Origin of the sequence: Clostridium sp. MSJ-8 (assembly GCF_018918325.1) — a bacterium.
Classification (GTDB): Bacteria; Bacillota; Clostridia; order Clostridiales; family Clostridiaceae; genus Clostridium.
The window spans coordinates 68,470-77,733 of the sequence record NZ_JAHLQH010000016.1; the positions used below are offsets into that span (position 1 = coordinate 68,470).

Sequence of the window (9,264 nt, forward strand, 5' to 3'; positions counted from 1 at the left end):
CATGGAAATCCAAGCACCTAAAGGTACAAAAGATATGCTTCCACAAGATAGTTATAAGTGGCATTATGTTGAAAATACCTTTAAGAATATTGCAAAAAATTATGGAATGAAGGAAATAAGAACTCCTATGTTTGAGAATACTGAATTGTTCTTAAGAGGAGTTGGTGACACTACAGATGTTGTTAACAAGGAAATGTATACATTTAATGATAAGGGTGGTAGAAGTATAACTCTTAAACCTGAAGGAACAGCACCTATAGTTAGAGCTTTTATTGAAAATAGATTATTTAATGAAGCTCAACCAACTAAATTATTTTATTGCATACCATGCTTTAGATATGAAAATGTGCAAAAAGGACGATTCAGACAATTTCACCAATGTGGTACAGAAATATTTGGTTCAAAAGAACCTTCTATGGATGCAGAAATAATGTCTTTTGCAATGGAAGTACTTAAAACATTAGGATTAAAAAACTTAAGTTTACACATTAACAATTTGGGATGTCCACATTGTAGACCTAAATATAATGAAGCATTAAAGGCATTTTTAAAAGAAAATTATGATTCATTATGCGATACTTGTAAGGATAGATTTGAAAAAAATCCTATGAGAATATTAGACTGTAAGGAAAAGAAATGTAATGAAATTACTAAAAATGCACCAGTTATATTAGATTATATGTGTGATGAGTGTAATGAACATTTTAGCAAAGTAAAAGAATATTTAGATTTATTAGGTATTGAGTATGTAGTTGACCCAGGAATAGTTAGAGGACTTGATTATTATACAAAGACAATATTTGAGATTATCAATGATGACTTCACTGTATGTGGTGGTGGAAGATATGATAAGTTAATTGGTGAATTAGGTGGACCTGAAATGCCTGCATTTGGATTTGCTATGGGAATGGAAAGACTTATTCTTACATTAGAACAAGAAGGAGTAGATATTCCTAAAGAAGATACTGTAGATTTATATATAGGTACAAGAGGCGATGATGCATATAAAGAATCATTTAAATTAGCTCATGAACTTAGAAAAAGAGGCCTTTGTGTTGAAATAAACCATATGGGTAGAAGTGTAAAGGCTGAAATGAAGTTTGCTAATAAATTAGGAGCTAAATTCACAACAATATTAGGTGAAGATGAGTTAAATGGTTCAAATGCTAGATTTAAGAGAATGAGTGATGGTGAGATATTCGAAGTATCACTTCAAGATAAAGATAAGATAATAGAAACATTGAAATAGAAAGGAAGAAAAAAATGGGTGAAGCATTACAAGGATTAAAGAGAACTATGTACTGTGGCGAACCTAGAGAAGAGCATATTGGTAAAACAATAACTCTTATGGGATGGGTACAAAGAAATAGAAAATTAGGAGGTCTAGAATTTATAGACCTAAGAGATAGAACTGGAATAATGCAGGTGGTATTTGGAGAAGCTATAAATGTAGAAGCATTTGAAAAGGCTAAACAAGTAAGACCAGAATATTGTATTGCTGTAACAGGAGAAGTTGTTAAGAGAGAATCTGTTAATGAATCTATGCCAACAGGTATGGTTGAATTAAAATGTACTAGTATAAAAGTATTATCTGAATCTGAAACACCTCCTATATATATCAAGGAAGATTTAGATGCTGCTGAGCAGATAAGATTAAAATATAGATATTTAGACCTTAGAAGACCAGATATGCAGAGAATATTCTTCATTAGAAACAAGGCAGCTAAGGCAGCTAGAGATTTCTTAGTTGATAATGGATTCATAGAAGTAGAAACACCAGTTTTAACTAAGTCTACTCCAGAAGGAGCAAGAGATTATTTAGTTCCATCTAGAAATTATCCAGGTAATTTCTATGCATTACCTCAATCTCCACAATTATTTAAACAATTATTAATGGTATCAGGTTTTGATAGATATTTCCAGATAGCTAAATGTTTCAGAGATGAAGATTTAAGAGCTAATAGACAACCAGAATTTACTCAAATAGATATGGAATTAAGCTTTGTTGAACAAGATGATATAATGGAACTTAATGAGAGATTTATAGCACATATATTCAAAGAAGTTATAGGTCATGAAGTGAAATTACCTATTAAGAGAATGACTTACAAGGAAGCAATGGAGAAATATGGTTCAGATAAGCCTGATCTTAGATTTGGTATGGAAATTACAGATATAACTGATGTAGTTAAAAATGTAGACTTCATGGTATTTAAGAATGCAATAGAAGCTAATGGATCTGTTAGAGCTTTATGCTTAAAGGGTGGAGCTTCTATGGGTAGAAAAGATATAGATAGATTAGGGGAATTTGTTAAAACATACAAAGCTAAAGGTTTAGCATACATTCAACTAAAAGAAGAAGGAATAAAATCTCCAATAGCTAAGTTCTTAAGTGAAGATGATATGAATAATATTATAAATGCTATGTCAGCAGAAACAGGAGATATTATCTTAATTGTTGCAGATAAGAATTCAGTTGTATTCCAATCATTAGGTGCATTAAGACTTGAACTTTCTAAAAAATACGATCTTATCAAAGACAAAAACGAATTTAACTTTACATGGATTACAGAATTCCCACTATTTGAATATAGTGAAGAAGAAGGCAGATACACAGCATGTCATCATCCATTTACAGCACCTATGGATGAAGATATAGATATGATAGAATCTAACCCAGGTGCAGTTAGATCAAAGGCATATGACCTTGTATTAAATGGTGAAGAATTAGGTGGAGGTTCTATAAGAATTCACAATATGGACCTTCAAGAGAGAATGTTTGAAGCTTTAGGATTTACAGAAGAATCAGCATGGGAGAGATTTGGATTCTTGTTAGAAGCGTTTAAATTTGGACCACCACCACATGGCGGTTTAGCATTTGGTTTTGATAGAATGGTTATGTTCCTTGCAGGTACAGAAAACATAAAGGATGTTATAGCATTCCCTAAGAATCAAAATGCATATTGTTATCTTTCAGAAGCACCAAATATTGTTGATGCAAAACAATTAGAGGATTTAGGTATATCTATTAAGGTAACTGAAAAGAAAGTAGAAGAAGAGTAATTTTAGCATAAAAAGAGTTGTCTAGTTAATTCTAAGACAACTCTTTTTTGTATAGAGGAAAATATGTATCTTTTTACTATATAGGAAATTATATAGTGATAGGAATAGTTTTATTGAGTATATAAAGACTATAAGTTCTTTTCCATATGTGTGTTGAAATTTAAGTATATTTTATATTAAGGATTAAGTAATTTTGATTTCAACATTGTTATGGAAAAGAAGAAAAAGTAAAGTAAAAATTCCTATATGTAAGTAAAATGAATACAAACCAATAGGTGTATAAAAACATAACTGTAACGAGACTACCTAAATTACAATATTATAAATATATGAATAATATTATAGGTAGATAAATATGATGATTATTTTATTTTTAAGTATTTGTTTAATTATTTTGGCAGGAGCTATATTGAATTATATTTATTATAAATATATGGATGAACATATATGTACTTCAGATATAGAATTAAAAAAAATGGAGTGTATTATTGTTATGGGAGCTGGGGTTACTAGATATGGAAAGCCTAGTAAGATACTTAAAGATAGATTGAATAAAGCTATACAATTATATAATATGGGAGCTTCAGATAGAATATTAGTTACTGGTGGAAAAAGTAATGGATTTTATGAAGCAGAAATTATGAAAGCATATTTATTGAAGAATTCAAGTATATCTTACGATAATATATTAACAGATTACAAAGGAGAGTGTACCTTTGATTCATTATATAGAGCTAATACTAGGTGTAAAATTAATAGTGCATATATAGTAACAAATGAATATCATTTGTTAAGATGCTTATACTTGTGCAAAAAAATGAAAATAAAAGCAATAGGTTCTGCTTCTGATGTTGGAGTGTATGAAGATATGTGTTATTATGAAATAAGGGAAGAATTAGCTTTTATAAAAGATATAATAAAAACAAAAGTTAAAAAAGTGTAAAGTTTTTATGAACAAATACGATAAGTAAATATAAAGTCGAGGGGAGGGATAGTGATGTTAGATAATTATGGCATTACTGTTGAAAGGCTTTTGAGAATGGAGAACGGAAATGTGGTTGGACCAGGTGCTGCAGAAAATGTTAAAGGGGATTTTGCAAAAGATAGTTATAAGAAAGATGTTGATTTTCAAAACACACTAAAAGATGCTAAGTTAAAAAAACGTAAGGTTTCAAATTATAGTTCAGATGGGGATGAAATTATAATTGAAGCAGTAAATGAAAATTATAAACAAAATAATTATTCCATGGATGAAGATATAGTAGTTGATAATAGTTTTAATGAAAAATTAGAAGAACAAAGACGTATTAGTAAATTGGTTAAAGATAAGTTCGTAGATAATCCGGATTTAAAAGGAATTATTAATTTTGGTGATGATAAAGAAATAAATGATTCATCACAAGAAAAATCTTTAAAATCAAATGAAGATGCTTCGAGGCCAGAAGAAACAAAGACAGCTAGTGACATATTGCTTGAAGAACTAGATAAAAAAATTCAATCATTAAATAAAGGAAAATAAGAAAATGCTTATAATATTTCATGTGTATATGTGTAATGTATTTTTAATTAAACATATAGGGAATATTATAAGCATTTTTGTTAATATACTTTTGTTTTTAACATAGATTATTTCTATTATTTTTGTTGTTATTACATAATGTGGAATTATTGTTTTGCATATTAGTTTTTGCTGTGTTCTTATATTTTTTAACGTTGTCATTTAATTTGTTTAGAACATCAAGATATTCTTGATTATATGGATTAAGAGTTGAAGCTTTTCTTATATGTGAAAAACCAGAATCTACCCATCCTTTTTTGATTAACAAAATTCCTTTGAGATAATTCCATTCAGCAGAAGAATTGTCGCTAACAAGGTTAAGTTTTGATTCAGCTATGACGAAATCATCTTTTTCAATAAGATCACGAACTTCTTGGCATGTTATATTCAAGTTTATTATTCTATAGGCTTCATTAGCTTCACTTATTTTATCTAAATATAGTTTTTTTGTGTCATCTTCTTCGATATCTTTTATATTGTAGTCATTTAATATTTTTTCATAGGCTTCTTTAATTTCAATTGATGAAGAATAAGGAAACACTCCTAATACTTTATATGGATCCATAAGATACTCCTTTTAAATAATAAATTAGTATATTTAAATATACTAAAGATTTGAAAATATATTCATGTACTTCTGAGTTAAACCTAAATTAATAAAGTTAGTTAATATAGATTTATTTCTCTTTATTGGAAGTTTATTTAATAAATCTAAGCAATTTGAGACTAATGTAATTAGATAAAAATCTATTTTCCCTTTTATAATAGGTAAAAGATCTTTGTAAGGTAAATTATTCTTGTTAAATATACAATTTAAAGGATTAAACTTTTTTTTAATCATATCTACTTGTAAATCTTCTATAGCATCCATAATATATATCCATTTACCTAAAGAATATCCAAATTCATATAGTAGAGTTCTAGTTTTATTTGTATCATTTATTAATTCAAATGGACAATCTCGTAAAATTTCTCCTAGTAATTTAGAAAATGGATCACATATAACATCTAAAGAAGATGAATTATTGTTAAGCTCTAGTTGATTTAAAGAATTTAAGTTATGTGAAAAACTATGCTTTAATGAAATATTATTAAGCATCTTAAAATATGGCTTGACTAAATTTTTTAATGTTACAGATTTTATAGTTCTGTCATCATTTATATCATCTAAGATTTTATAGTAAACAAGTGCAATATTTAAATCAGCACAATAATCTAATGCTTTACTACAAGAAAAATAAGAATTTGTAGAGAGTGGATGCTTAAAGCAGGATGTCTTGATAGTGACAGGGTCATATAAACTAATTCCATCAAGTAGTATTGCAAAAAATGTACTATCATAGCTTAATGTAGTTCTAGGTATATTTCCATATTTTGATTTGATCTTGTGGCATAATCCACAATAATATTTTTTTAGTAACTCTTGATCTTCGGTGCATAAATTCTCTTCTACAGGTATTATATATCCAAACATAAAATGATCCTCCTATATACAAAAAAGTTAAAATTAAACTCATATAAATAATATATTTATAGGTTGTATAAAATATAACAGTATAAGAAAAAATATATAGTCATATTTATATAAAAATAGTAAAGTAATAGTATAAAAAAAAGAAAGTAGGGAATAATATGAAAGGTAATGTAGCACAGAGAGAGTTTAAAAAACTAAAAAGTCAGATAGATCAGATAGAGAAAATAGCATTAAATTCAAAAGGCAATGCTTTAGTAGAACATGAAACAACTGTTAGGAAGAAGATATTATTGTTACATGAGATGAAGGATGTAGGACTTAAGAATTATGATGAAGTTTTAGATAGATATGATGAATTGTTAGTTAGCATATCTAAGAAGATTATAGATAATTATAATAAACAGAATAAGACTGAGTATGATTATTATGATATAGCTAGAGGCAATTATAACAGTATACTTAATTCTGGTATAATGACAGTTCTGACCAAGAAACACATACCTAAGCTAATAGCAGAAGAATTTGAGAAGAACTTTCCTGATAATCCTAAGGAAGAATATAGAGAAGCTAGACATATGCATAGGAAGTTTTTTATTCATTTAGGAGATACTAATACAGGCAAGACTTACGATGCAATAGAGAAACTTAAGGCTAGTAGAAATGGTGTATATTTATCCCCTCTTAGAATATTAGCATTAGAGAATTTTGAGAAACTTAATGATGAAGGAGTTAAGTGTAATCTTCAAACAGGAGAAGAAGAGATAGTCTATGAAGATGCAACACATATTTCATGTACTATAGAGAAGTTAAACCTTAAGAAGATGTATGATGTAGCTGTTATTGACGAAATTCAAATGATTAGTGATAGCCAACGTGGTGCTGCCTGGAGTAGAGCGATACTTGGAATATCAGCTAGAGAGATTCATATATGTGGAGCAAAGAATGCTTTATATATAATTAAGAAGATTATAGAAGATTGCGGCGATGAATATGAATTTATAGAATATAATAGAAAGATTCCGCTTATTGTTGAAAAGGAAGAATTTAATTATAAAGATATACAAGAAGGAGATGCAATAGTAGTTTTCTCTAAGAGAAAAGTTTTAGAATTATGTGAGGAATATAGTTCTCAAGGCATAAAAGCTAGTGTTATATATGGAGATTTACCACCAGAAGTTAGAAGGAAACAATATGAGTTGTTTTTATCTAAGGAGAATAAGATACTAATTACAACAGATGCAATAGGAATGGGAGTTAATCTGCCAATAAGACGTATAATTTTTCTATCTATAAAGAAGTTTGATGGAGAAGAACTTAGAGATTTAACATCTCAGGAAGTAAAACAGATAGCAGGTAGAGCGGGTAGGATAGGAATATATGATAAAGGATATGTAACTGCAACTAGAAATAAAAGTGGTTTCATCAGAGATAAATTACAAGAAGAAGATGCAATTATAGAGAAGGCAGTTATAGGACCATCAGATGCTATACTTAAAATAAAAACATTACCTCTTATAGAGAAGTTAGCAATATGGAGTACTAGAAAAGAAAAACTTGATTATTATCGTAAGATGGATATAAGTGATTATATAATTGTGTTAGATAGAATTAAGAATCTTAAGTTAAAAGAATCTATAGAATGGAAATTGCTTAAAGTACCTTTTGATGTTACTAGTGATGCTCTTATGGAACAATTCTTGTTATATGTTGATGAAGTATGTGTTATAAAACAAGAAGAAGTTAGCAAACCTATATTGTTAGGAGGATCATTAGATGAATTAGAAATATATTATCAGAAGATAAATATGTATTATTCATTTAGTAAGTTATTTAATTTAAACATGGATGTTGATTGGGTTTATTCGGAGAGAATAAATATAAGTGAACAGATTAATGATATATTGATTCATATATAACTATACATTATATAATTTGAGAACAGTTACAATGTGAATTATCTATGATTTGTTAATAATTAAGGCATGGAGTAACTACATACTGCTTCATCATTGACTTTGTAGCTCTAATACTCTCTTAATAATTAAGGCATGGAGTAACTACATATAGTTATTATGATTAATTTGTGCAGATATATTGATAAATAAGACTCTAAGAAGTAATCTTATTTATCAATAAGTACTCTGCTCTATAAACAAATGGTTTGAAAATTATCATAAAAAAATATGAGTTAGAGGAATTATACATATTCCTAGAGTTAGTGAGGCCATATAGAGCCTACTAAATTTATAAGAGCGTGCTTCAGGTATAAGTTCGGCTAACGATATATATATCATTATGCCAGCTACTAGAGAGAATAATATTGCTAGAATTAATTCATTAATATAAGGTTTTAAGAATAGAAAAGCCATTAAAGCACCTAGTGGTTCTGTCATTCCAGATAAGAAGGTATACTTAAAAGCCTTTTTTCTACTATTTGTTGAATAATAGATAGGCATTGCTATAGAAATTCCTTCAGGAATGTTATGAAGAGCAATTGCAATGGTTACAGATATTCCTATAGTTAAATTATGATAACCAGAGACAAAAGTTGTTATTCCTTCAGGGAAATTATGCAAAAAAAGAGCTATACAAGATATTAAACCAACTCTATACAGTGAAGTGTCATTATTTGGTGTATTATTATTTGGTAAGAAATTATCTATTAACATAGCCATGATTATACCTATTATAAGGAAGATTAAAGTTATAATAATTCCTTCGAAGTTACCGTTATGTGATTTTAATGTCTCTTCTGCAGAAGGAATTAAGTCAAAAAAAGAAATTGATAACATTACTCCAGCTGAAAATGATAAAGCAAATGTTATTAGTTTTTTGTTAGTATTTTTGGTGAAGAAAACTATAAATGCACCTAATATTGTTGATAGTCCTGCAATAAATGATAATAATAATGGTAATATAGATTTCATAATAACTCCTAGAATATTCATGACTATATATATTATTGGTTACATCAAAAAAATAGAATAAGATATTTATGTATATTAAAATAAACTTTATCAAGGATAAGTTGATATGGAATAATTATAAATTGAGCAAATTTCATATTTGCTCATCGGCTAAATATCTAGTTTTTATTTTAAATAAAAAGGAAGATCACCCCAAATGTTGAATAAAATAAATAACAACAATCCACAACAAAAGGAGTGAT

The 9,264-nt window shown here is 28.1% G+C and carries 8 protein-coding genes; 5 read left to right on the forward strand and 3 right to left on the reverse strand.

Annotation, left to right across the window (positions count from 1 at the left end):
• The first annotated feature begins 1 nt into the window (after position 1).
• The 4 genes from hisS to KQI77_RS03045 all read left to right on the forward strand — a co-directional run bounded on the left by hisS (position 2) and on the right by KQI77_RS03045 (position 4,582).
• Entirely contained in the window at positions 2-1,249 is a 1,248-nt protein-coding gene (gene hisS, locus KQI77_RS03030; protein WP_216388245.1) for a histidine--tRNA ligase, read from the forward strand.
• A gap of 14 nt (positions 1,250-1,263) precedes the next feature.
• Positions 1,264-3,063 (forward strand): aspartate--tRNA ligase, encoded by a 1,800-nt coding sequence (aspS, locus tag KQI77_RS03035; RefSeq protein ID WP_216388247.1) that lies wholly within the window; start codon positions 1,264-1,266, stop codon positions 3,061-3,063.
• A 355-nt stretch (positions 3,064-3,418) separates the two neighbouring features.
• Positions 3,419-4,006, forward strand: a complete 588-nt coding sequence (locus KQI77_RS03040; RefSeq protein ID WP_216388249.1) for a vancomycin high temperature exclusion protein — start codon at positions 3,419-3,421, stop codon at positions 4,004-4,006.
• Between the two features lie 54 nt (positions 4,007-4,060).
• Positions 4,061-4,582, forward strand: a complete 522-nt coding sequence (locus KQI77_RS03045; protein ID WP_216388251.1) for a hypothetical protein — start codon at positions 4,061-4,063, stop codon at positions 4,580-4,582.
• 97 nt (positions 4,583-4,679) lie between these two features.
• Here KQI77_RS03045 and KQI77_RS03050 read toward each other — a convergent pair whose 3' ends face one another.
• Positions 4,680-5,186 (reverse strand): hypothetical protein, encoded by a 507-nt coding sequence (locus tag KQI77_RS03050; protein WP_216388253.1) that lies wholly within the window; start codon positions 5,184-5,186, stop codon positions 4,680-4,682.
• A gap of 42 nt (positions 5,187-5,228) precedes the next feature.
• A complete protein-coding gene (locus KQI77_RS03055) occupies positions 5,229-6,095 on the reverse strand; it encodes a DUF5685 family protein (protein ID WP_216388255.1) in 867 nt (288 codons plus the stop codon).
• Positions 6,096-6,253: 158 nt separating this feature from the next.
• On the opposite strand from KQI77_RS03055, the gene KQI77_RS03060 reads away from it, so the two are divergent.
• Positions 6,254-8,011 carry a DEAD/DEAH box helicase gene (locus KQI77_RS03060; RefSeq protein ID WP_216388257.1) on the forward strand — a complete coding sequence of 586 codons (1,758 nt, stop codon included), beginning with the start codon at positions 6,254-6,256 and terminating at the stop codon, positions 8,009-8,011.
• Between the two features lie 255 nt (positions 8,012-8,266).
• Here KQI77_RS03060 and zupT read toward each other — a convergent pair whose 3' ends face one another.
• The gene (zupT, locus tag KQI77_RS03065; RefSeq protein WP_216388259.1) at positions 8,267-9,022 is read right to left on the reverse strand and encodes a zinc transporter ZupT; all 756 of its coding nucleotides are present in this window, start codon (positions 9,020-9,022) and stop codon (positions 8,267-8,269) included.
• Positions 9,023-9,264: the final 242 nt, after the last annotated feature.